Raw genomic sequence first — 22,037 nt, 5'->3', positions numbered from 1 at the left:
CGGCCCGGCCCTCAGCCCGTGATGGCCTGGACCGATCCGGCCTGGCGGCGCAGCTCGAACTTCTGGATCTTGCCCGTGCTGGTCTTGGGCAGCTCGCCAAAGACCACGGCGCGCGGCACCTTGTAGCCGGCCAGGTGCTTCTTGCAGTGGGCCACGATGTCTTCGGCCGTGGTCTGCGCGCCGGCCTTCAGCTCGATGAAGGCGCAGGGCGTCTCGCCCCACTTGGGATCGGGTTTGGCCACCACGGCGGCGGCCAGCACGGCCGGGTGGCGGTAGAGCACGTCCTCGACCTCGATGGACGAGATGTTCTCCCCGCCCGAGATGATGATGTCCTTGCTGCGGTCCTTGATCTGTATATAGCCGTCCGGATGCTGCACGGCCAGGTCGCCCGTGTGGAACCAGCCGCCGCGGAAGGCCTCGTCCGTGGCCTGCGGGTTCTTCAGGTAGCCCTTCATGGCGATGTTGCCCTGGAACATGATCTCGCCCATGGTCTGGCCGTCATGGGGCACGGGTTCCATGGTCTCGGGATCGAGCACGCTGGCCGAGCGCTGCAGGTGGTAGCGCACGCCCTGGCGTGAATTGAGGCGCGCGCGTTCGCCGATGTCCAGCCCATCCCAGGCTGCATGCTTTGCGCAGACCGTGGCCGGGCCGTAGACCTCGGTCAGGCCGTAGACATGGGTGATATCGAAGCCCAGCTGCTCCATGCCCTCGATCATCGAGGCCGGCGGCGCGGCGCCTGCCACCATGGCCTTGACTCCGGCGGGCACTCCCTCCTTCATGGCGGCCGGCGCATTGACCAGCAGGCCGTGCACGATGGGCGCGCCGCAGTAATGCGTGACGCCGTGGTTGCGGATGGCGTCGAAGATGGCCTGCGCCTCCACCCGGCGCAGGCAGACGTTGACGCCGGCGCGTGCCGCCACCGTCCACGGAAAGCACCAGCCGTTGCAATGGAACATGGGCAGGGTCCACAGGTAGACGGCGTGCTTGGGCATGTCCCACTCCAGCACATTGCTGATGGCATTGATGGCCGCACCCCGGTGGTGATAGACCACGCCCTTGGGGTTGCCCGTGGTGCCGCTGGTGTAGTTCAGCGCAATGGCGTCCCACTCGTCGGCGGGCAGTTGCCAGTCGAAACCGGCATCGCCGCCGGCCACGAAGTCGTCGTAGTCCAGGCTGCCCACCTGCTCGGCGGCCGGGCCGTACAGCGCGTCCTCGACCTGGATCACCAGCAGCGGCGCGCTGCGCTGGCGCAGCTTCAGCGCCTTGGCCACCACGCCCGTGAACTCCGGGTCCACGATCAGCACCTTGGCCTCGCCATGGTCCAGCATGAAGGCAATGGTTTCCGCATCCAGCCGCGTGTTCAGCGCATTGAGCACGGCCCCCGCCATGGGCACGCCGAAATGCGCCTCCACCATGGGCGGCGTATTGGGCAGCATCACGGCCACGGTGTCGTTCTTGCCCACGCCCGCCTTGTTCAGGCTGCTGGCCAGCTGGCGGCAGCGCGCATAGGTCTCGCCCCAGTTGCGACGCAGCGTGCCGTGGACCACAGCCATCCGCTCGGGATAGACCTCGGCCGTGCGGGCGATGAAGCCCAAGGGGCTGAGCGGCGCATGGTTGGCGCTGTTGCGGTCCAGGTGCTGGTCGTAAATGTGGGTCATCGTGGTCTCCGGTTCGCTGGGTTTTCTGGTGAGATGCCCGCCTGCCGCCGCAGGCTGGCGAAACCTGAAGATATAGCAAGACAGGCTTACACAAGCTTGATGCGCATCCACCCGGATCGCCACCGCACAGGCCCGGATAACCAAAGCGGCATGCATGGTCTTTGCAGAGCATCAAAACTTTCAGAATTTCATGAAAATTGAAAATACCTATGCAGAACAATCACTTGACCTGCCTGCAGGCGCGCCTGTGACTGTCCCCCAGGCGACTGCACAACCAGGGTCCTCTATAAGACATCATTTATCAGATGACTCGGCCGCGCGGCCCCGGCTTCACTCGTAGAATCGCCGCTTGGATTCGCCGGCCAGCACCGCTGGAAGGCGAACAAGGAGTTCCTAGAGGAGTCGCCTGGCAACGCTCCAGGCATCGTTGGAGACGAGCCTGCACCCCACCGGTGCAGGCTTTTTTTTGCTTCAGCGCAGGCTCAGGGACTGGCGCTTCCAGGCCGGGTCCTGCCAGCGCTGGAACAGCGGCAGGGCAGACACATCGCCGGTCACGCGCTCGGTGGCCAGGCCGTCCAGCCGCACCACTTCGAAGCTCTTGCGGTAGCGGCCCTGGCCACGGGCCTCGCGCGCCACCAGCATCAGCTGGCCGCCAGGCAGCCAGCCCGCCCATTCGGCCACGCCGGTCTCCGGCGCGGTGGCGGCGGGGGGAAGCACATCGGCCAGCCAGCCGCCTTCGGTCTTGCGCAGCACCCACAGTTCGCGCCAGCCTTCCAGCGGCTGCACGGCCAGGGCCACGGCCGTGCCCTCGCGGTTGGTGCTGGCCGATGCAGCCCACACCACGCCGTAGGTGCAGCGGCGCAGTAAAGGAGCCTTGGCGCCGTGCTGGGCGTCCACCAGCAGCACGCAGGTTTCGCCGGCAGCACCGGGCTCGGTCAGCAGCGTCGGGCGGGCTCCGGCAGCAGGAGCCGCAGCAGCAACAGGCGCCAGCGCCCAGCGCACGGCGCTCACCCGCATGGCCGCGTCGTTGTAGGCGCTCTGGTCTTCATCGGGCAGCTCGGACTTGCTGACGCTCGTGAACTCGGCCAGCGCCCGGGCGGCCGATGCCGCCACGGCAGGGTCGGCCATGCTCTTGCGCGCCTGCTGAAAGGCCAGCGCCGCCCACACGCTGGCGCGACGCATCTGCACGCGGCCGCGCAGGTAGGGCGGCAGGCCGGTCACATCCACGCGCTCCAGCACATCGGCCTGCCAGGCATGCATGCGGGCGCGCTCATGGGCCGGCAGATCGGGGTCCACGCATTCGGGCCGTGTCAGCGCCAGGGCGGCACGGGCGCGCTGCGGCGCGTCGGCGGCCGGCATGGCGAGCACGCGGCGGAAGAATTCCCCTTCGTAGCAGACCTGCATGCGGCCTTCGACCTCATGGGTCGCAAAGCGCAGGCCGTAGCCGCTGGCCACATCCAGGTGGGCCGACAGCGTGGCGCCCGAGGTCTTGCCGGGCGCAGCGGCGGAGGCGCGCCGCGCCAGCCGGTCGGCAAAGCCGCCCAGTGCGTCGAAGGCCTGCGCGCCTTCGGCGCCAGCCAGGGTCCTGGCGGGCGCGGCCTGCAGGTAGGCGGCCGCCAGGCCGATGCCCAGCGCCTCGGCACCGGGCGTATCCTGCACGAAGCGCAGCACGGCCAGCAGCGCGGGGGCATCGGCCTCTGTCAGGGCCACACGGCGCACATCGCTGGCGCGGATGAAGCCGCCGCGCTCGCGCTTGTGGTCCCAGACCTGGAGGTAGTCCAGGCGTTCGCCCCTGATCTCCAGCACCTCGCCCTGCCACAGGCTGGCCTGCTGCTGGGCGCCATCGCGCGGCGCGGCGCGCAGGCTGGCCTGGTCCTGCACCACGATGGCGCTGCCCATGCCGGTGGCCAGCGCTGCGGCGGCCAAGGTCGATACGGTCAGCATGGCTTATTGCTCCTGAACGGCTGCGTTGGCATCTTCGGCCGCCACGGAGGCTGCGCCGGCCTGTGCATTGCGGCTGCCGCCCAGCAGAGCCGCGCCGATGAAGTCGCCATTGGTCGGCGGGGGCGCGATGATGACCTGGATCTTGTCCGAGAGCTTGTCGGCCAGCGTCTTCTGGATGAGCAGCGGGTAGCGCGTGACCAGGGTGCCTTCGCGCGCCATCTGCTCGGCGTTGACCTTGCCCAGGCGGTCCATGCGGAAGGCCTCGGCCTCGGCCAGCTTCTGGCGTGCATCAGCTTCGCCGTTGGCCTCGATGCGGCGGGCCTGGGCGCTGCCCTCGGCAGCTTTCACGCGGGCCACGCGCTCGGCCTCGGCTTCCAGCTGGCGCTGCTCGATCTGGCGCTGCTTGAAGGGCAGCACATGCTTCATGGCCTCTTCCTGGGCACGCGCCGCAATCACCTGCTCGCGTGCGGCGGCTTCGGCGGCCACTTCGCGGCGCACCTTGTCGGCATTGGCGTCCAGCTCGGTTTCCTTGACGCGCTTGTCCTTGAGCTCCAGCGTGTAGCGCATCTTCTCGGAGGCCAGCTCCTCGGCCAGCAGGCTGTCCATGCCGCGGCGGTACTCGGCGGGCAGGTCCACCTTGCCGATCTGGATGCTGCGCAGCGTCACGCCGTCGGCCGCCAGGCGCGTGCGCAGTTCGGTTTCCATGATCTGGGCGATCTCGGCACGCTTGGTCGAGAAAATCTCGCGCACGGTGTAGCGTGCGAACACCTTGTAGACCAGGCCCTGCACGGCGGGCTCCACGATGTCGCCGCCTATGTCCAGAGGCAGGTTGCCGGCCTTGACGGCGGGCGATGCGGGATCAAGCGCATAGCGCACGTTCAGGTCCAGACCCAGGGACAGGCCCTCGACCGACTGCAGGGGTGCGCTGCCATTGGCCTGGCGCATGGCCTCCGGACGGTAGCTCTGGTCGCGCAGGGAGAACACGCGCACCGTGTGCAGGCCCGGAACCACCCACACGCTGCCATCGCGCCACAGGCTGACGGAGCCCGTGAACTGGTTCAGGCGCACGCCCAGCGTGCCCTGCTCCAGGTGCTGCACGGGCGGGTTGCGCACCACCACCAGGCCGGCCGCCACCACCACGGCGCCGATGGCCAGCCAGCGCACGGTACGTGCCGTGGGCAGCAGGACTGCCCAGTCCACGGGCTGGCGGCGGGGCGCGTTGCCCGGCAGCGTGCCGGCGTCGGCTGCAGGCTCGGAGAAATCGGCGGTGCCGGCTCCGTCCAGGCGGGCGGACTTGCGGCCTGTCAGGGCCTGCATGATGCGGTTCCAGGTGGCTTTCATGGTGTTCTCTCTCTCGGCTGTGATGGCTGTTGTTGGCTGTTGTTGGCTGTTTCTGAGGCACCGGAAACAGGGGTGGCTCATTGAGGACCGATTGTTCGGATCCACCCCGGAAGCAACAACGCAGCGCACGGACCAAAGCGCTCACACCGGCGGCGCAAACGCTCCGGCCCCGGAAGAAAAACTCACACCCGGGCCGGCGCAGGGCCGAGATAATCCCGCGAACACCGCCACGGCGGCCTCCCCGACCCCACCACTGCACAGCCCCATGACCCGTATCGCCGTGATCGAAGACGACCTTCCCACCAGCAACCAGTTGGCGGGATGGATACGCAGTGCGCGCAGCGGCATCGTGATCGACCAGTGGTTCACGCGCGACGAGGCCGAGGCTGCCCTGGCGCGCGAGCACTACGACGCCGTGGTGCTGGACATCGAGCTGGGCCGCGAGCGCCATGCCGGCGTGGCCCTGATCAACGCCATCAACAAGCTGGGCCAGGGCACGCCGGTGCTGGTGGTGTCGGCCATGCCGGCCGCCATCTACCGCAGCATCATGAAAGCGCTGGACGCCTGGGACTACCTGCAAAAGACCACCTTCGAGGAGGCGGACTTCATCGAGACCTTCCTGGACATCCTGCGCACCACGCAGCGCGCGGCGCCCGTGGCCGCGCAGGCCGCCGCAGCGCCCGCAGGCGATGCCCTGGTGCTGGACCCGCTGTGGCAGCGCACGCCCACCTGGCGCGGAGAGCGCATCAACCTGCCGCTGACGGCCCAGCGCATCCTGGCCACGCTGCACCAGCGCAGCGGCGAAGTGGTGTCCTACGACGAGCTGTTCGAGGTGGTCAAAAGCGGCCGCAACCGCGACAACGTGCGCAAGCACGTCAGCACCATCCGCGAGGCCCTGCGCGAGGTGGACCCGGGCTTCGAAGGCATAGAGAACGTGCCCATGCGCGGCTTTCGCTGGGTGGGCCAGGCCGGCGCCGCCGCCCGCGCATGAAGCGCCTGCTCAACCCCAAACTGGAGCTGCCCCGGCTGGAAGTTCCGCGCCTGGGCCTGGCCGCCTTCCGCCAGCGCATCCTGCTGCGCGGCGTGTTCGTGCTGCTGGCCGTGGCCACGGTGGCGCTGAGCGTGGTGGTGCTCAAGGACGAGAAGGAACGCGCCTGGCAGGCCTACCAGCACGGCTTTGTGCGCAGCCAGGCCGAGGTCATGGCGCGGCTGCGCCATCCTTCGGGACGCTTGGCCCTGCTCAATGCCGGACACCTGGGCCAGGGCGTGACACCGCTGGCGCCGCTGCTGCTGCCCTACGCGGCCATCGACTTCGACGATCCGCAAAAGTCCCAGCAGGCCGTGGAGATGGCCGGCTGCTCGGTGCAGTATCCCGATGGCGCCTCGCTGTGCGCGGCCATCGGCAACAATCCCTACGCAGGCGGCTTCATCTATCTGGTGGGCAGCTTCTTCGCAGGCGAGCTGACACCGCGCGAGCGCGGCTCGCGCGAGCCCGCCCAGGCGCACCGCACCCGCATCACGCTGGACATGCGCGGCAGCACCTACCGCTGGATCGCCCCCTATGAGGCCATGCCGCAGCAGGGCAACAAGTCCGGCAACGGCGAGCACGGCCGGCTCACCGGCTTTGTGGACAACGGCACGCCCCAGCTTGACGCCCGCGCGCGGCCCGTGCGCGATTTCCGTGGCTGGCTCTGGCAGAACGGCCATTGCCGCGACCTGCCGCCTGGCGTGCAGGGCCATGCGGGCAATGACAAGACGCCCCCTGCAGCCGATTGCCTGCGCCGCACGCACTACTCCATCCGCCTGCCGGTCGAGCTGTTCCGCGAGGCCCTGTTCCGCAGGGACGTGCGCCCCGTCTGGCCGCCCGAAGACCTGGGCAGCATGCGTGTGCGCGTGGAAATGCTGGCCCCGGGCGAAGCGGCCGCGCCCCTGTTCGACAGCAATGCGCCGGGGGCACAGCTGGCCGCCTCGCTCAACGACATCTCGCGCAGCCTGCTGCCCGGCGAGCGCGTGCAGATCCGCAAGGTGGGTGCCGACGAAGCCAGCGCCATCACCCTCAAGGGCGTGGATGTGCAGGCCGCGCCGTCGGCGCCCTGGCTGCTGCGCCTGATCAGCTGGCTGCCGCTGCATGCGGCCGGCGTCTCCGCCGCCACCATGACCCCGGCCGTGCCCACGGGCCAGGACATTCTGGACACGCCCACGGGCAACTACACCGTCAGCTTCACCGGCCACCCGCGCGATGTGGAGCAGGGCCTGGCCGCCGTGGCCACGCGCCTGTCCTGGTACCTGGGCGCCATGCTGGCCGCCATTGCGCTGGCCTGGCTGATCGTCGAGCTGGGGCTGATCCGCCGCGTGACCGCCCTCACCCGGCGCGCCGCCGCCGTCTCCTACAACGTGCAGGACGGCCATGTCGGGCCACGCCTGGGCGATCTCGAAGTGTCGGACCTGCGTGGTTCCGACGAGCTGGGCATTCTGGCCGGCGGCCTGGCCGACCTGCTGCAGCGCGTGAAGGACGACCTGCAGCGCGAGCAGCTGCGCGCCCAGCAGGAACGCGACATGTGGCATGCCGTGGGCCACGAGATCATGTCGCCCCTGCAATCGCTGATGGTGCTGTACGGCCCCGACGACCCCGGCCACCGCTATGTGCAGCGCATGCAGCAGGCCGTGCATGTGCTCTACGGCACGGCATCGCCGGCCGAGGCGCTGCAGGCCGCCACCGTGCCGGAGGGCCGGCTGGACCTGGACGCCTTCCTCAGCCACGTGGCGGCCAACGCGCACTATGCGGGCATTGCCGATGTGGTCTACGAAGGCGGGAACAAGAGCGGGAGCGCGGGAGCCGCCGGCGCCGTGATCGTGCGCGCCGACGAATTTGCCCTGGAGGACGTGGTCACCCACATCCTGCGCAATGCCGACAGCTACCGTCCGGCCGGCACGGCCATCACGCTGTCGCTGTCGGCCTCCGAGTCCACCGCCAGCGCCACGCTGCACAACCAGGGCGCCACCATTGCGGAGGACCTGCTGGAGCGCATCTTCGAGCTGGGGGTGTCCGCGCCCCAGGAGCCTTCTGCCGCCAGCGGCGCCGAGCACCGGGGACAGGGCCTGTTCGTGGCCAGGACCTACATGGCCAAGATGGGCGGCACGATCAGGGCCCACAACACGCGCGATGGCGTGGCCTTCACGCTGACCTTCCAGCGCCTGGGCTGAGGGCCGGGCGCTGCCGGCCAGTGCCCCCGGGGCACGGCCGGATGGCCCCGCGAAGGCACAATACGCGGGTGTCCATTCCCCAATCGTTCATCCAGGAGTTGCTCGCGCGCGTCGACGTGGTCGACATCGTGGGCCGTTACGTACAGCTCAGGAAGGGCGGCGCCAACTTCATGGGCCTGTGCCCTTTCCACAGCGAGAAGTCGCCTTCCTTCACCGTCAGCCCCAGCAAGCAGTTCTATCACTGCTTCGGCTGCGGCAAGAACGGCAACGCCATCGGTTTTCTGATGGACCATGCCGGCATGGGCTTCGTTGAGGCCGTGCAGGATCTTGCCGGCCAGGTCGGCCTGCAGGTGCCGCAGGACGACATCAGCCCGGCCGAGCGCGAGCGCCAGGCCGCCCAGAAGCAGAAACAGGCCACCCTCACCGACGTGCTGGAAAAGGCCGGCGAATCTTTCCGCAAGCACCTGAAGGCCTCCCCCCAGGCCATCGAATACCTCAAGCGCCGCGGTGTCTCGGGCGAAACCGCCAGGCGCTTCGGCCTGGGCTATGCGCCCGCCGGCTGGCGCAACCTGGCCAGCGTCTTTGCGCATTACGACGATCCGCAGCTCGAAGAATCGGGCCTGGTCATCGTCGGCGAGGACGACGGCAAGCGCTACGACCGCTTCCGCGACCGGCTGATGTTTCCCATCCGCAACGTCAAGGGCGAGTGCATAGGCTTCGGCGGCCGCGTCTTCGGCGACGAGAAGCCCAAATACCTGAATTCGCCCGAAACCCCGGTGTTTCACAAGGGGCGCGAACTCTACGGCCTGTTCGAGGCCCGCACCGCCCTGCGCGACATGGGCTATGCGCTGGTCACCGAAGGCTATATGGACGTGGTGGCCCTGGCCCAGCTGGGCTTTGCCAACGCCGTCGCCACGCTGGGCACGGCCTGCACGCCCGATCACATTCACAAACTGTTTCGATTTACTGACGCCGTCGTTTTCAGCTTCGACGGCGACGGGGCGGGCCGGCGCGCCGCGCGCAAGGCGCTCGATGCGGCCCTGCCCTATGCCAGCGACACGCGCAGCGTCAAATTCCTCTTCCTGCCCGCCGAACACGACCCGGACAGCTTCATCCGCGAATACGGCAGCGAAGCCTTTGCCCGCTACGTGGGCGACGCGCTGCCGCTGAGCCGCTTTCTCATCGAGGCGGCCAGCGAAGGCTGCGACCTGGGCCAGGCCGAAGGCCGTGCCCACATGGCCAGCAATGCCCGCCCCCTGTGGACAGCCCTGCCTGACGGCGCGCTCAAGCGCCAGCTGCTGGGCGAGATCGCCGAACTCGTGCAGCTCGATGCGCGCGACCTCTCCGACCTGTGGTCGCAGGAAGCCGCCCGCAGCGGCCCGGCGCGGGGCTCCATGGCCGGCGGTGCTTCCCATCCGGGCCAGCAGGCCGGCCATGCACCGGCCGCGCCCGACTGGGGCCAGCCTGTCGAATACGGCGCGCCTTCGGGCTGGCACGAGCGTGGCGGCCATGGAAGCGGCGCGGGCGGCTGGCGCAGCGGCGAGCCCGGGCGCGGCGGCAAAAAGCCCTGGCCGCGCAAACCCTGGGACAAGAATGGCCGGGCCGACTTCAACCCGCCCCCCATGGGCCCGCGTGGCGCGCCAGCCACACGCACCGACCAGGCGGCACGCCTGCTCATGGCGCACATGGAATTCATGGAAGAACTCACCCACGAGGACTTCGAGGCACTGGCGCACTGCTCAGGCGAACATGGCGCCATGTTCCGCTGGATGGAGGCACAGTTCCAGGAATCCGGTGCCCGGCCCTTTGCCGTGCTGCGCGAACAACTGCGCGGCCTGCCTCACGAAACGCTGGCAGACAGGCTCATGAGCGGCCCCCACGCGCATCCCGAGGGCGAACTGCCCGAGCTGCGCCGTGAGTTGCGTGATGTCCTCAATCGCATGGTCATCGTCCACATCAAGGCCCAGATCGACGAAGCCTTGCGCGACATGGCACGGGACCCCAGCGCCGCCCAGCGCTATCGCGATCTCTTTGCCCGACAGCAGGCCCTGGAAAACCAGATGCGCACTTCCTCTTGAAATCGAGGTAAGCAGATATAATTGGGGGCTATCGGCAAGAGCGACAGCAGCACCTCCGGACCGGGCCCCGTGACGAACTCACGTGATTGCAGCAACTGCACGGCCCAATTTCCCGCAAGGACTGCACACCAAATGATCGCCCAGACATCTTGCCTGGAATATGTACGCTTCCCTGGCGGGCCTAGTCCGTCCGCGCGCGCTTAGGCGGCGCTTGTTTGAGTTTCCCTTTGTGTGTGTTCGCTCCCGACCGTGAGGTGCTCATGCCCGTTTCAAAGTCCGTGAAGTCCAAGCAGGCCCCCGAAGCTCCAGCGAAGCCCAAGACTTCGACAACCTCTTCAGCCCCGGCCGTCAAGGCCGGTGCCGGCAAAGCCGCTGCAGGACCGAAGAGCGCCGCATCTGCGGCCAAAGCAAAGAAAGATACCGACGTGGTAACCAAGTCCCAAGCCGAACTCAAAGCCATGGCCGACGAACTGCTCGCCGCCGCGACGCCCAAGCGTGGCCGCAAGAAGGCAGCCGAAGGCGACGACGCCCCCGCCCAGACAGAAAAGAAGCCTGCTGCCGCCAAGAAGGCGCCGGCCAAGGCCGCCACCTCCACCGCTGCAGCCAAGACTCCCGCCAAGCGCGGCCGCAAGCCCAAGGCCAAGGAAGCGGGCGACGACATGGACGACGCCGACCTGTCGGACATCGATGGCGACATCGATGGCGAAGTGGAAGGCGAAGTCGAGACCGAAGTGGAAGTCGAGGTCGAGGCCTCCTCGGCCCCGGCTGAAAAGGTCAAGCCCCTGCGCATGAAGATCAGCAAGGCCAAGGAACGTGCCTTGATGAAGGAATTCGGCCTGGACGAAACCGTCCTGACCGAAGAGGAAATGTCCACCCGCCGCCAGCGCCTGAAGGCGCTGATCAAGCTGGGCAAGACGCGCGGCTACCTGACGCACAGCGAAATCAACGACCACCTGCCCGACAAGCTGGTCGATGCCGAGACGCTGGAAGTCGTGATCTCCATGCTCAACGACATGGGCGTGGCCGTCTACGAGCAGACTCCCGACGCGGAAACCCTGCTGCTGAACAACACGGGCCAGTCCGCCACCACCGAAGAGGAAGCCGAGGAAGAGGCCGAAGCCGCCCTGTCCACGGTGGACTCCGAATTCGGCCGCACCACCGACCCCGTGCGCATGTACATGCGCGAAATGGGCACGGTGGAGCTGCTGACGCGCGAAGGCGAGATCGAAATCGCCAAGCGCATCGAAGGCGGCCTGATGGACATGATGGAGGCCATCTCGGCCTCGCCCGCCACCATCGCAGAAATCCTGGCCATGTCCGAGGAAATCCGCGAAGGCAAGGTCGTCATCTCCACCATCGTCGACGGTTTCGTCAACGCCAATGAGAACGACGACTACGTGGCCGAAGAAGACTTCGACGAATACGACGAAGAGGACGACGACGACGGCAAGGGCGGCTCCAAGGCACTGACCAAGAAGCTCGAAGAACTCAAGAACGAGGCGCTGCGCCGCTTCGACGCCATGCGCGAGAACTTCGACAAGATGCACAAGGTGTACGACAAGGAAGGCTACGGCACGCCCACGTACATCAAGGTGCAGAAGGCCCTGACCGAAGAGCTGATGACCATCCGCTTCACGGCCAAGACCATCGAGAAGCTGTGCGACCTCGTGCGTGCCCAGGTCGATGACGTGCGCAAGAAGGAACGCGAGCTGCGCAAGATCATCGTGGACAAGTGCGGCATGCCGCAGGAAACCTTCATCGCCCAGTTCCCGCCCAACCTGCTGAACCTGCAGTGGGTGGTGGAGCAGGTCGCGGCCGGCAAGCCCTGGAGCAGCGTGCTGGAGCGCAATGTCCCGCCCGTGCAGGAACTGCAGCAGAACCTGATCGACCTGCAATCGCGCGTGGTCGTGCCGCTGGACGAGCTCAAGCGCATCAACAAGCGCATGAACGACGGCGAGCGCGCCAGCCGTGACGCCAAGAAGGAGATGATCGAGGCCAACCTGCGCCTGGTGATCTCCATCGCCAAGAAGTACACGAACCGCGGCCTGCAGTTCCTGGACCTGATCCAGGAAGGCAACATCGGCCTGATGAAGGCCGTGGACAAGTTCGAATACCGTCGCGGCTACAAGTTCTCGACCTATGCCACGTGGTGGATCCGCCAGGCCATCACGCGCTCGATCGCCGACCAGGCGCGCACCATCCGTATCCCGGTGCACATGATCGAGACCATCAACAAGATGAACCGCATCTCGCGCCAGCATCTGCAGGAGTTCGGCTTCGAGCCCGATGCGTCCATCCTGGCGGCCAAGATGGAGATCCCGGAAGACAAGATCCGCAAGATCATGAAGATCGCCAAGGAGCCGATCTCCATGGAAACGCCGATCGGCGACGACGACGATTCGCACCTGGGCGACTTCATCGAGGACACCAACAACACCGCTCCCGTGGACGCCGCCATGCAGGCCGGCCTGCGCGACGTGGTCAAGGACATCCTCGACGGCCTGACCCCGCGCGAAGCCAAGGTACTGCGCATGCGCTTCGGCATCGAAATGTCCACCGACCACACGCTGGAAGAAGTGGGCAAGCAGTTCGACGTCACGCGCGAACGCATCCGCCAGATCGAGGCCAAGGCCCTGCGCAAGCTCAAGCATCCGAGCCGCTCGGACAAGCTGCGCAGCTTCATCGACTCGCTGTAAGGCGCTGTGGATGCCGCCCCCCGGGCCGGCAACCGCCCCCCTGGAAAGCCCCGCACTCCCCTGCGGGGCTTTTTGTTTGTGGCCGGCCATCTGCCGGGCAGGGCGATGGTGGCGCGATAGACTGCCGCCTTTGTCTGCAAGGGCATCAGCATGGCTCTCGAAATCGAACGCAAATACCTTGTGGCCGACCCCGGCGTCGTGACCGGCCTGACCGGCGTGCGCATGGCGCAGGGATACATCGCCGACAACGGCATGTGGGTGCGGGTGCGCATCGCCGGGGACACCGGATTTCTCACGCTCAAGGGGCCGGCACGCGGCATGAGCCGCGCCGAATTCGAATACCGGATTCCGCTGGCCGACGCCGAGACGCTGCTGGCCCAGCACTGTGCGCATGGCGCACTCGAAAAGGTGCGCTACATCGTGACGGTGGACGGCTTCGACTTCGAGGTCGATGTATTCGAAGGCCCGCTGGCCGGGCTGGTCACGGCCGAGATCGAACTGGCCAGCGAGGATATCCAGCCGCCCTCGCCCGCCTGGCTGGGAGCGGAGGTCACCGCTGATCTTCGCTACAGCAACGCGCAACTGGCCAAGACCCGGCAGGTGCCTTCACCGGCCGTGCTGCCGGGCTGATGCAGGACGGCCCTGTGGACGCCGGGGCTACGGGGGGGCTACACGGGGGCCACCAGGGGGCGACAGAGGCCGCAGGGACTGACTGCCGGAACTTCCTGCGCTGTGCAGCGGCTCAGCCGCCGACCCGGTCCAGGGCCATCGTCTGCACGCGCAGTTCGCAGCCCTCGCGCAGCGGCTGCAGCCCGCCCACAGGCCGGAAGCCGTTCGCCAGGTACAAGCGCATGGCGGGGGAGTCGGCATCGGTCACACCCAGCCGCACACGCTGCATACCCTTGTGCCAGGCCCAGGCGACGGCCTGGGCCAGCAGGGCCTGGCCCGCACCCCGGCCACGCACGGCGGGATCGACCCACATCTGGAAGAGATCGGCCACGCCGGGCTCGGGGGCACACAGCTTGCACCAGAGCAGGCCGCAGGCCTGGCCGCCGTTGACGGCGAAGAGCACCCTGTCCCTGCCGCCGGCAACGGCGGCCTGCAGCCGCGCAGCCCAGTCCGCGTCAACCCTTGCGGCCTCCGACTCCCAGGTGCTGCCGAAGGCGTCGGGTGCATCGCGCAGGGCACGCAGGCGGATATCCCGGTACTGCGGCCATTCATGGGGTTCAACGGGGCGGATGGAGATCATGGTGCGTCCTTAGGCAGACAAAAGGGTTGGCGTCGGGAGCCAAGGCGGCGCCCGGCCGGATGGTCCGGCCCAGGCCTCAGCGCCGGCCATGCCGGGCTCCGAGCACTGCCAGCATGCGGAAGAAGGCTGCGCCTATCTCTTCCTCGGAAACGCACGCGTACCCCAGCAGCAGGCCACGCCGCCGGTGCGGACCCGCGTAGTAGCGCGACAGCGGCTTGACGAAGATGCCGGCCTGCCGGAGGTCCTCGGCGAGCACGACATCATCGTCCTGCCCGGGCAGCTGCATCACGAAATGCAGCCCCGCGCCGCTGTCTACCCAGGGCAGGTGGTCGGCGCCCAGATAGCGCTCGATCAAGGCCATCAGCATGCGGCGGCGCTTGCCGTAGAGCAGGCGCATCTTGCGGATGTGGGCGGCGTAGTGGCCTTCCACGATCAGTTCGGCGATGACCTGCTGCGGCAGCTGGTGACCCTCTCGGTACAGCTCGGAATGGATGCGGCGCAGCGGCTCGGCCAGGGTCGGGGGCAGCACCATGTAGCCCATGCGCAGTCCCGGGTAGAGGGTCTTGCTGAAGGTGCCTATGTAGATGACGGGCGCGTCCTCCTCCATGCCCTGCATGCTGGGCACGGGGCTGCCGGAGAACCGGAATTCGCTGTCGTAGTCGTCCTCGACGATCCAGGCCCCCACCCGGCGCGCGTAGGCGATCAGCGCGCGGCGCCGCGCCATGCTCATGACGGCGCCCAGCGGGTACTGGTGCGAGGGAGTGACGAAGATCAGCCGCGGCACGGGCAGGCCGTCCGGCAGATGCATGCCCTCCTCGTCCACGGGCACGCTGTGCAGGCTCAGCCCGTGCTGCATGCGCAACACGTTGGCGATGCCCCAGTAGCCCGGCTCCTCCATCCAGACGCAGTCGCCAGGGTCGGCAAGGCTGCGCACCACCAGGTCGATGGCCTGGTGCACGCCTTCTGTGATCAGCACTTGGTCGGGCGCGCAGTTCACCGAGCGCGCCACGCGCAGGTGCTCGGCCAGCGCCTGCTTGAGCGCCTCCACGCCGCCGCGCGTGCCATAGGTGAGCAGCTGCGGCCCGGCGTGTCGCAGCAGGCGGTTGTGGATGCGCGCATAGGCGGCGCGCGGGAACTGCGTCACGTCGGGCACGCCAGGCATGAACGCGCCCCATTGCTGCTCCGAAGCCTGGGCGGTTTTCAGCAAGGCCTGTGCCTGCACGGACAGGCCGCCGCCAGGCGCAGGCGCTGCGGCGGCAGCGCGGCGGGCGGGTGCACGTCCGCCGCTCAGCAGCATGGCCGCAGGCAGGGTGTCGACCACCTGCGTGCCGCGCCCGACCTGGCTGCGCACATAGCCCTCCACCTGCAGCTGCTCATAGGCATGGCTGACGGTGTTGCGCGACACATCCAGCTCGCGGGCCAGGTCGCGCGAGGCCGGCAGGCGGCTGCCCGGCAACAGGGCCCCGCTGTCCACGGCCTGGCGCAGCGCCAGGTACAGGGCCCGGTTCAGGCGGACGCGGTCCCCGCCCAGCCCGCGCCAGTCCATCTGGAGGATGAGGTCCGCGCAAACGGAGGGTTTTGCCATGTCTGCCTTGCCTGCCTTGCCTGCGTTGCCTGCGTTGCCTGCGTTGCCTGCCTTGTGGAAGCGATGGTGGCGAACTCGATTGGCACCATCATCTTTTCAAAAGATGGCTCCATTCATGGAACCAATCGCCACTATAACCGTAAGCATTGCAGCCACCTCAACGGAGACCTTCCCATGTCCAGCGCCGCCACCAACGACACCACCAGAGCCTCGTCCGTCAACCAGCAACTCCAGAGCCGGCGCACCGCCGCCATGCCGCGCGGCGTGGGCGTGATGTGCGGCTTCCATGCCGTGCAGGCCGACAACGCCTTGCTGACCGATGCCGAGGGCCGCCAGTACATCGACTTCGCGGCCGGCATTGCCGTGCTCAACACGGGCCACCGCCATCCGCGCGTGGTGCAGGCCGTGCAGCGCCAGCTGGAGTGCTTCACGCACACGGCCTTCCAGATCGTTCCCTATGAAAGCGCCATCGCACTGGCCGAGCGCATCAATGCACTGGCGCCCATCGACGGCCCGGCCAAGACCGCCTTCTTCACCACGGGCGCCGAGGCGGTGGAAAACGCCGTCAAGATCGCCCGCCATGCCACGGGCCGCTCGGCCGTGATCGCCTTCCAGGGCGCCTTCCACGGCCGCACCCAGCTGGGCATGGCGCTGACGGGCAAGGTGGCGCCCTACAAGCAGGGCTTCGGCCCCATGCCGGGCGAAGTCTTCCACGCGCCCTTTCCCAGCGATGTGCAGGGCATCAGCGTGCAGCAGTCGCTGGACGCCATTGCCATGCTGCTCAAGACCTCGGTGGACCCGCAGCGCGTGGCAGCCATCATCGTGGAGCCCGTACAGGGCGAAGGCGGCTTCAACCCCGTGCCTGCCGCGCTGTTCACGGGCCTGCGCCAGCTGTGCGACCAGCACGGCATGCTGCTGATCGCCGACGAGGTGCAGACCGGCTTTGCACGCACGGGCAAGCTGTTTGCCATGGAGCACTACAGCGTGCGGCCCGACCTGATCACCATGGCCAAGAGCCTGGGCGGCGGTCTGCCGATCTCGGGCGTGGTGGGCCGCGCGGCCGTCATGGACGCACCGCACCCCGGCGGCCTGGGCGGCACCTATGCCGCCAACCCGCTGGCCGTGGCCGCGGCCCATGCCGTGCTCGACGTGATCGATGAAGAACGGCTGTGCGAGCGCGCCCTGGCACTGGGCAGCCAGCTGCGCTCGCGCCTGCAGGCATTGCAGACGCAGGATGCCGGCATCGCCGAAGTGCGCGGCCTGGGCTCGATGCTGGCCGTGGAATTCCACATTCCCGGCAGCGGTGCGCCCGACGCGCAGCGCGTGGCCGCCATCGTCCAGCGTGCGCAGCAGCAAGGCCTGCTGCTGCTGACCTGCGGCCTGTACGGCAACGCCATCCGCTTCCTCTATCCGCTGACGATTCCAGAGCCGCTGTTCGGCAAGGCGCTGGACATCATCGCCAACGCCATCACCCAGACCGCGCCCCAGCCGGTCGCGGCCTGAATCCATTCCACAGCCTGAGCCTTCCCGCACCATGAGTCTTTCACTGCAACGCCCCGATCTGTTCCGCCAGGCCTGCCTGCTTGCACAGGGCTGGCACCCCGTGGGCTCCGGCCCCGCCATCGATGTCTTCAACCCCGCCACGGGCGAGCGCCTGGGCCAGGTACCCGCCCTGCAGGCCGGCGCGGCCGAGGCCGCCATCGCCGCCGCACAGCGCGCCCTGCCCGCCTGGGCCGCGCTGACGGGCAAGCAGCGCGCCGGCATCCTGCGCCGCTGGTTCGACCTGATGCTGGCGCACCAGGACGATCTGGCGCGGCTGATGACGCTGGAGCAGGGCAAGCCCCTGGCCGAGGCGCGCGGCGAGATCGCCTATGCGGCCTCCTTCATCGAATGGTTTGCCGAGGAAGGCAAGCGCGTGGACGGCGAGCTGCTGCAGTCGCCCAACGCAGGCCAGCAGCTGCTCACGCTGCGCGAGCCCATTGGCGTGTGCGCCGCCATCACGCCCTGGAATTTCCCGGCCGCCATGATCACGCGCAAGGCCGGCCCGGCGCTGGCCGCCGGCTGCACCATGCTGGTCAAGCCGGCCGAAAGCACGCCCTTCACGGCCCTGGCCCTGGCCGTGCTGGCCGAGGAGGCCGGCATTCCCGCCGGCGTCTTCCAGGTGCTGACCGGCCATCCGCAGGACATCGGCCAGGCGCTGACGCAAAGCCCCGTGGTGCGCAAGCTCAGCTTCACGGGCTCCACGGCCACCGGGCGGCTGCTGATGCGCCAGTGCAGCGACACGGTCAAGAAGCTGTCGCTGGAGCTGGGCGGCAATGCACCGTTGATCGTGTTTGACGATGCCGACATCGACCAGGCCGTGGCCGGCATCGTGGCCTCCAAGTTCCGCAACGCCGGCCAGACCTGCGTGTGCGCCAACCGCATCTATGTGCAGGACGGCATCCACGACGAACTGGCCCGCCGCCTGGCCCGTGCCATGGCGGGCTTCAAGGTCGGCAATGGGCTGGAGCCCGGCGTGACCCATGGCCCGCTGATCAACGAGGCGGCCGTGCAGAAGGTGGAAAGCCATGTGGCCGATGCGCTGTCCAAGGGCGCGCGCCTGCTGGCGGGCGGCAGGCGCCCGGTGCCGGGCCAGCTGTTCTTCGAGCCCACGCTGCTGGCCGATGTGAACGACAGCATGCAAGTCTGCGAGGAAGAGACCTTCGGCCCGCTGGCGCCGCTGTTCCGCTTCCATGACGAGGACGAAGTGGTGCGCCGCGCCAACGACACCATCTACGGCCTGGCCGCCTATCTGTTCACCAACGACAACCGCCGCATCTGGCGCGTGTCGCGCGCGCTGGAGTACGGCATGGTGGGCATCAACACCGGCCTGATCTCCAACGAGGTCGCGCCCTTCGGCGGCGTCAAGCAGTCCGGCCTGGGCCGCGAGGGCTCGCGCCACGGCATCGAGGAATACCTGGAGACCAAGTACCTGTGCCTGCAGACGGCATGAGGGTTGCCTGACGTCCGCAATGGCACCCGGCAGGGAAGACGGCATGGGCCTTCGACGGCAGCCTGGCTAGACTGGGCGCCATCAAAGGCCCATCCGATCTGCACCATGGACGCTTCTTCCGCCCGCCTCCCCTCTCCTTCCGAACCGCTGCGCATCGCCGTCATGGGCGCAGGCGCCGTGGGCTGCTATTTCGGCGCGCTGCTGGCGCGCGCCGGCCACCAGGTCACGCTGATCGGCCGCCCCGCCCATGTGCAGGCCGTGCAGCAGCATGGCCTGCGGCTGGAGACGGCGGCGCTGGACATCCAGGTGCCCATGCAGGCATCGACCGAGGCCAGCGCCGTGCGCGATGCCGATGTGGTGATGTTCTGCGTCAAGTCCACGGCCACCGAGGAAGCGGCCCGCGAGATGCAGCCGCACCTGGCGCCGGGCACCCTGGTGCTGACCATGCAAAACGGCGTGGACAACGACGAGCGCGTGCGCGCCGTGCTGGGCCCGTCCGTGGCCGTGACCGCCGCCGTGGTCTACGTGGCCACTGCCATGGCCGGCCCCGGCCATGTGCGCCATTTCGGCCGCGGCGAGCTGGTCATTGCGCCGTCTGCACTCAGTGAACAGGTGGCCCTGCAGTTTGGCAAGGCAGGCATTGCCGTGCAGGTATCGCCCGACGTGCGCGGCGCGCTGTGGGCCAAGCTGGTGATCAACTGCGCCTACAACGCGCTGTCGGCGCTGTGCCAGCTGCCCTACGGCCCGCTGGTGCAGTCGCCCGGCGTGACGGACGTGGTGGACGACGTGGTGGCCGAATGCCTGGCCGTGGCCAGGGCCGACGGCGTGGCCCTGCCCGGCGACGTGCCCGCTGCCGTGCGCGGCCTGCCGGCCACCATGCCGGGCCAGTTTTCGTCCACCGCCCAGGACCTGGCGCTGGGCAAGCCCAGCGAAATCGATCACCTCAACGGCTACGTGGTGCGGCGCGGCGAGGCCCTGGGCGTGCCCGTGCCGCTGAACCGCACGCTGCAGGTGCTGGTCAGGCTGGCCCCGTCACGCGTGCAGGCCAGCCAGGCGCCCCTGAACCCGCCTCAGAACTCGTAGTTGGCAGAAACCCACAGGCGGCGGCCTTCCTGGTTGTTCGCGTAGCGGTTGCCAAAGATCACGGTGCCCTGGACCTGGCCCGGTACGTTGTAGGGCTGGTAGTCCACGAAATCCTTGTTGAACAGGTTGTAGATGGCCGCGTTGATGGTGAACTGCTTGCTCACGCGGTAGCTGCCGCCCAGGTGGAACTGGGTATAGGCCTTGTAGTTGCCCAGCGCGGCCTTGGCGGCCTGGGAGCTGGCGCTGGTGCCGGGGTCACGGTAGCGCTCGCTGCGGTATTCGGCGCGCAGCCACAGGTTCCACTGGGCACCCGGCTCCCAGTTCAGGCGGGCGTTGAGCGCGTGCCTGGGTGTGTCGCTCAGCGGGTTGCCACGGTTGGGGCCGCTCTTTTGCTCGCTCTTGGTGAAGGTGTAGTTGGCGCTGGCGTTCCAGCCGCGCGCCAGCGGCATGCGCGCACTCAGCTCCAGGCCGCGCGTGACGGCCTCGTCCACGTTGATGGACTGGCCGAAGGCATCCACCAGCGGCCAGTCGCCGAAGCTCACGCAGCCGGGGCGATTGGGCGCTGCCGCAAAGTCGCAGTTGATCAGGCCCGGGCCGCTGGTGATCTTGTCCTTGAACTCGTTGTTGAACACCGTGGCGCTGCCCGCAAAGCCCGTGGGGCTGTCGAAATAGACGCCCAGTTCGGTGGTGCGGCTGGTTTCGGGCTTGAGGTTGGGGCTGCCCACCAGCGGCAGGCGGCCCTGCTGGCCGAAGCCGTTGATGCCGGGCGCCAGCTGCTCCACGCGCGGCGTCTTGTAGCCGTTGCTGACGCCGCCCTTCACGGTCCACTGCGGCGCGGCATTCCACACGCCGTAGATGCGCGGGCTGAGCTTGCCGCCGAAGAGGCTGTGGCGGTCATAGCGCGCGCCCATGGTGAGCTTGAAGGCGTCGGTCAGGCTCCATTCGTCCTCGGCAAACAGGGCCTTCTGCGTGAAGGCGAACTTGTTCGGCGCCACGCCGTCCTTCATCTCGGCATCCCACCACTGGCCGCCCAGCGTGGTCAGGTGGGCACCCCAGGGCAGGACCAGCTTGCTGTCCAGCACCTTGCTTTCCACCTCCAGCGTGCGCGCGGCACCTGGCGTCGCGCCCGGGGTTCCCCGGGGAATGGTCCGGCCGATGGTCTCGGTCCGGTTGACCATGAAGCTGGTGTCCCAGGTTCCGAAGCCGTAGCGACCGGTATGGGCCAGCGTGAGCTGGTCACGGTTGTATTTCTGCTCGGGACTGTAGCCTCCCGTGCCCAGCGTGCCCAACTGGCCCTGCGAGTTGTCATAGGTCTGGCGGCCCGAGTCCAGGTCCAGCGTGATGTCGTGGTACCTGTTGGGCGTGAGCGCCAGGCGCAGGCCCAGGTTGTTGATCTCGGACTTGACGGGGTTGCCGCCCATGATGGGAACGGCTGGCTGGCCGTTGGCGCCCGCATAGGTGATGTCCGAAGCGGCCCGGCGCTGGGTGCTGCCGCGGATCGACAGGCCCAGCAGGTCCTCCTTGATGGGGCCGCTCAGGTAGAACTTGCCGGACTTGATATCACCGAACTCCGACTCTTGCTGCAGCGTGTAGTCGGCGCTGACGCTGCCCGTCCAGGTCTTGCCGACCTTGCGCGTGATGATGTTGATCACGCCGCCCATGGCGTCGGAGCCGTAGAGCGTGGACATGGGGCCGCGGATGACCTCGATGCGCTCGATGGCGCCGATGGGCGGCATGAAGCTGGTCTGCGTCTCGCCAAAGCCGTTGGGCGTGACATTGCCGGCCGAATTCTGGCGGCGCCCGTCGATCAGCACCAGCGTGTAGTCGCTGGGCATGCCACGGATGCTGATGTTCAGGCCGCCGGTCTTGCCCGCGGGGGCGCCTACGTCGATGCCTTCCACGCTCTCCAGCGCGTCGGTCAGGCTGCCGAAGCGGCCCTTGGCCAGTTCCTCGCGCGGGATGACGGTGATGGAGGCCGGCGCCTCCTTGATGTCCTGCTCGAAGCCCGAGGCAGAGACCACGACTTCGCGCAACTCGGTGGCGGCAGCCGCATTGCTTTGCGATGGGGTCTGTGCCGATGCGGCACCCGAAGCACAGATGGCGGCCACCAGGAGGGCCAGAGGGGAAGGACGCGACGGAAGAACGCCGCGCAGATCGCGATACGACATGCAAACACTCCAGAAACGGAAAACGGGCTGTGAGGCCCG

At 68.1% G+C, this 22,037-nt stretch carries 14 protein-coding genes; 8 read left to right on the top strand and 6 right to left on the bottom strand.

The window, feature by feature from the left end:
- Positions 1-11 precede the first annotated feature (11 nt).
- From ACF8LI_RS06810 to ACF8LI_RS06800, 3 genes are all read right to left on the bottom strand, one after another.
- A complete protein-coding gene (locus ACF8LI_RS06810) occupies positions 12-1,658 on the bottom strand; it encodes an acyl-CoA synthetase (RefSeq protein ID WP_392414706.1) in 1,647 nt (548 codons plus the stop codon).
- Between the two features lie 471 nt (positions 1,659-2,129).
- A complete protein-coding gene (locus ACF8LI_RS06805; RefSeq protein WP_392414707.1) occupies positions 2,130-3,602 on the bottom strand; it encodes a hypothetical protein in 1,473 nt (490 codons plus the stop codon).
- A gap of 3 nt (positions 3,603-3,605) precedes the next feature.
- Positions 3,606-4,943, bottom strand: a complete 1,338-nt coding sequence (locus ACF8LI_RS06800; RefSeq protein WP_016451278.1) for an SPFH domain-containing protein — start codon at positions 4,941-4,943, stop codon at positions 3,606-3,608.
- A gap of 265 nt (positions 4,944-5,208) precedes the next feature.
- On the opposite strand from ACF8LI_RS06800, the gene ACF8LI_RS06795 reads away from it, so the two are divergent.
- The 5 genes from ACF8LI_RS06795 to ACF8LI_RS06775 all read left to right on the top strand — a co-directional run bounded on the left by ACF8LI_RS06795 (position 5,209) and on the right by ACF8LI_RS06775 (position 13,551).
- Complete coding sequence (locus ACF8LI_RS06795; protein WP_016447581.1) at positions 5,209-5,934, top strand: response regulator transcription factor; 726 nt, start codon at positions 5,209-5,211, stop codon at positions 5,932-5,934.
- The gene (locus tag ACF8LI_RS06790; RefSeq protein ID WP_392414708.1) at positions 5,931-8,147 is read left to right on the top strand and encodes a sensor histidine kinase; all 2,217 of its coding nucleotides are present in this window, start codon (positions 5,931-5,933) and stop codon (positions 8,145-8,147) included. The genes ACF8LI_RS06795 and ACF8LI_RS06790 overlap by 4 nt, the downstream gene beginning before the upstream one ends.
- 41 nt (positions 8,148-8,188) lie before the next feature.
- Entirely contained in the window at positions 8,189-10,225 is a 2,037-nt protein-coding gene (gene dnaG / locus ACF8LI_RS06785; protein WP_016447583.1) for a DNA primase, read from the top strand.
- A gap of 260 nt (positions 10,226-10,485) precedes the next feature.
- Positions 10,486-12,921: an RNA polymerase sigma factor RpoD gene (gene rpoD / locus ACF8LI_RS06780; protein WP_016447584.1), complete on the top strand. Its 2,436-nt coding sequence runs from the start codon at positions 10,486-10,488 to the stop codon at positions 12,919-12,921.
- 150 nt (positions 12,922-13,071) lie between these two features.
- Positions 13,072-13,551, top strand: a complete 480-nt coding sequence (locus ACF8LI_RS06775; RefSeq protein WP_016451277.1) for a CYTH domain-containing protein — start codon at positions 13,072-13,074, stop codon at positions 13,549-13,551.
- 112 nt (positions 13,552-13,663) lie between these two features.
- Here the strand turns inward: ACF8LI_RS06775 and ACF8LI_RS06770 are convergent, their stop codons facing one another.
- Both ACF8LI_RS06770 and ACF8LI_RS06765 read right to left on the bottom strand, forming a co-directional pair.
- A complete protein-coding gene (locus ACF8LI_RS06770; protein ID WP_392414709.1) occupies positions 13,664-14,170 on the bottom strand; it encodes a GNAT family N-acetyltransferase in 507 nt (168 codons plus the stop codon).
- A 76-nt stretch (positions 14,171-14,246) separates the two neighbouring features.
- Entirely contained in the window at positions 14,247-15,755 is a 1,509-nt protein-coding gene (locus tag ACF8LI_RS06765) for a PLP-dependent aminotransferase family protein (protein ID WP_392414710.1), read from the bottom strand.
- Between the two features lie 174 nt (positions 15,756-15,929).
- On the opposite strand from ACF8LI_RS06765, the gene gabT reads away from it, so the two are divergent.
- From gabT to ACF8LI_RS06750, 3 genes are all read left to right on the top strand, one after another.
- Positions 15,930-17,258, top strand: a complete 1,329-nt coding sequence (gene gabT, locus ACF8LI_RS06760) for a 4-aminobutyrate--2-oxoglutarate transaminase (RefSeq protein WP_392414711.1) — start codon at positions 15,930-15,932, stop codon at positions 17,256-17,258.
- 31 nt (positions 17,259-17,289) lie between these two features.
- Positions 17,290-18,747, top strand: coding sequence for an NAD-dependent succinate-semialdehyde dehydrogenase (locus tag ACF8LI_RS06755; protein WP_017404126.1), 1,458 nt, complete (start codon positions 17,290-17,292; stop codon positions 18,745-18,747).
- A gap of 105 nt (positions 18,748-18,852) precedes the next feature.
- A complete protein-coding gene (locus tag ACF8LI_RS06750; RefSeq protein WP_392414712.1) occupies positions 18,853-19,830 on the top strand; it encodes a ketopantoate reductase family protein in 978 nt (325 codons plus the stop codon).
- Here the strand turns inward: ACF8LI_RS06750 and ACF8LI_RS06745 are convergent.
- On the bottom strand, positions 19,818-21,998 hold the full coding sequence (locus ACF8LI_RS06745; RefSeq protein WP_016451273.1) for a TonB-dependent receptor domain-containing protein: 2,181 nt from the start codon (positions 21,996-21,998) through the stop codon (positions 19,818-19,820). The genes ACF8LI_RS06750 and ACF8LI_RS06745 overlap by 13 nt on opposite strands.
- Positions 21,999-22,037 lie beyond the last annotated feature (39 nt).

Origin of the sequence: Delftia sp. WSY_12 (assembly GCF_043104645.1) — a bacterium.
Lineage (GTDB): Bacteria > Pseudomonadota > Gammaproteobacteria > Burkholderiales > Burkholderiaceae_C > Comamonas > Comamonas tsuruhatensis.
The sequence above is the reverse complement of the archived record's forward strand: the minus strand, read 5'-3'. Positions and strand labels throughout refer to the sequence as shown.

What these genes read in the sequence shown, in the direction of transcription:
- ACF8LI_RS06810 (WP_392414706.1), bottom strand. Translation starts at nt 1,658, where the DNA reads ATGACCCACATTTACGACCAGCACCTGGACCGCAACAGCGCCAACCAT.
- ACF8LI_RS06805 (WP_392414707.1), bottom strand. Translation starts at nt 3,602, where the DNA reads ATGCTGACCGTATCGACCTTGGCCGCCGCAGCGCTGGCCACCGGCATG.
- ACF8LI_RS06800 (WP_016451278.1), bottom strand. Translation starts at nt 4,943, where the DNA reads ATGAAAGCCACCTGGAACCGCATCATGCAGGCCCTGACAGGCCGCAAG.
- ACF8LI_RS06795 (WP_016447581.1), top strand. Translation starts at nt 5,209, where the DNA reads ATGACCCGTATCGCCGTGATCGAAGACGACCTTCCCACCAGCAACCAG.
- ACF8LI_RS06790 (WP_392414708.1), top strand. Translation starts at nt 5,931, where the DNA reads ATGAAGCGCCTGCTCAACCCCAAACTGGAGCTGCCCCGGCTGGAAGTT.
- dnaG (WP_016447583.1), top strand. Translation starts at nt 8,189, where the DNA reads ATGGCCCCGCGAAGGCACAATACGCGGGTGTCCATTCCCCAATCGTTC.
- rpoD (WP_016447584.1), top strand. Translation starts at nt 10,486, where the DNA reads ATGCCCGTTTCAAAGTCCGTGAAGTCCAAGCAGGCCCCCGAAGCTCCA.
- ACF8LI_RS06775 (WP_016451277.1), top strand. Translation starts at nt 13,072, where the DNA reads ATGGCTCTCGAAATCGAACGCAAATACCTTGTGGCCGACCCCGGCGTC.
- ACF8LI_RS06770 (WP_392414709.1), bottom strand. Translation starts at nt 14,170, where the DNA reads ATGATCTCCATCCGCCCCGTTGAACCCCATGAATGGCCGCAGTACCGG.
- ACF8LI_RS06765 (WP_392414710.1), bottom strand. Translation starts at nt 15,755, where the DNA reads ATGGCAAAACCCTCCGTTTGCGCGGACCTCATCCTCCAGATGGACTGG.
- gabT (WP_392414711.1), top strand. Translation starts at nt 15,930, where the DNA reads ATGTCCAGCGCCGCCACCAACGACACCACCAGAGCCTCGTCCGTCAAC.
- ACF8LI_RS06755 (WP_017404126.1), top strand. Translation starts at nt 17,290, where the DNA reads ATGAGTCTTTCACTGCAACGCCCCGATCTGTTCCGCCAGGCCTGCCTG.
- ACF8LI_RS06750 (WP_392414712.1), top strand. Translation starts at nt 18,853, where the DNA reads ATGGACGCTTCTTCCGCCCGCCTCCCCTCTCCTTCCGAACCGCTGCGC.
- ACF8LI_RS06745 (WP_016451273.1), bottom strand. Translation starts at nt 21,998, where the DNA reads ATGTCGTATCGCGATCTGCGCGGCGTTCTTCCGTCGCGTCCTTCCCCT.